1 protein-coding gene is annotated in these 1,341 nt (G+C 50.7%); it reads left to right on the top strand.

Features of this window, described 5'->3' with window-relative positions:
• Positions 1 to 112 precede the first annotated feature (112 nt).
• Complete coding sequence (locus K3767_RS11990; RefSeq protein WP_221173785.1) at positions 113 to 1,315, top strand: transposase; 1,203 nt, start codon at positions 113 to 115, stop codon at positions 1,313 to 1,315.
• The last annotated feature ends 26 nt before the right edge of the window (positions 1,316 to 1,341 follow it).

Below are 1,341 nucleotides of genomic sequence, written 5' to 3' on the forward strand. Positions count from 1 at the left end.
TCGGTGGTGGTACCTAAATTTTTGTGTCCGGGTATTAAGAGAAAAGAGGGAGCCTCTCCAACGGGAAAGGCTCCCTAGGCAGCGAGAAAAAATTCAAACAGGAGGTACACCTATGAAGCAAGATAAACTCTTTACCGAAAAATTTCTAGAGGAGCTCCAGAAGTGGGAGGACTTTGTCCCTCAGGAATTCTTCTCCTGGCTCTTCAAACACCTGGGCCTGGCTCACCGCGCCATCCACCTTAAACACCATCCCCACGACAAGGGAAACGGTTTCTACCAGAGAAACCTCCAGATAGGAGGACTCTCCTTCCCGGTGGAGATTGCCCGCACCCGCTACGAAAAATTCCGCCCCTTCTTCCTCCCTCCCGGACACACCCGCTACCTCCCAGAAGACTACCTCAACATGGCCTTCTCTTTCCTCTTAGGGGCCCGATCCATACAAAGCGCCTCCCGATCCCTTAAACATCTGGATCTACCTATCAATCAGAACTACCTGGACGAAGTGATTGAAGAGTTCGTGACCTATCTCGAAACCCTCAACACCTCGCCTCTGCCCTCGGATCTGGCCGCCATCTTCCTGGACGGCAAATCCATCCGCCAGAAAGTTAAGGAGGGAAGGGAAGTCCGGGAATACACTACCTATGTGGTTATAGGCCTTACCCTTGAGGGCCAAAAGTTGCTCCTGGGCCTCTACACCTTTGAAGGTCGGGAAAGCAAGGAAGGCTGGAAAAAGGTTCTTGAAACCTTGAGCCAGAGAGGGTTACGAAGGGTCCTTATCGTGGTTCACGATGATTTCCCCGGGCTTTCCTCCCTTACCAGGACCTTCTTCCCTAAGGCCGATATTCAGCTCTGCACCGTTCATCTCCTGAGAAATGCTAAACGCCACCTCAGCCGGGAACATTACCGAACCTTCAGGGAATACTTCCAGAGCATTAAAAACAGCCTCACCTATGAGAAAGGTTTGAGGTTATTTGAGGCTCTGCTGGAGAAGCTACCCCAGGAGTCGGATTTTGTGAAAAGAATAGCCAATCGCAAGGAACAATATCTGGCTTTTCTGAAATATCCAAAGGAGCTGAGGGCATTACTATCGTCTACGAATGTGGCCGAAGGAGTCAATCGGAAGATAGAGGAGGCGGAGAGGGCCTGTGGAGGGTATTTTCACTCCGAAAGGGACCGGGATTTCAGATATGGGGTATTGGCCAGGGAGTTGCTTGAGGGCTGGTGGAAGAGGGCCAACTGGAAATATCAGCAGGTGGCTCACCTTCTGAGATACCTCTTTAAAGAGAGGTACGAAAAAGATGACCTACAGGTCTAGACACAAAAAACTTGACAAGCGCCGTA

Origin of the sequence: Thermosulfurimonas sp. F29, from assembly GCF_019688735.1 — a bacterium.
Taxonomy (GTDB): Bacteria; Desulfobacterota; Thermodesulfobacteria; order Thermodesulfobacteriales; family Thermodesulfobacteriaceae; genus Thermosulfurimonas_A.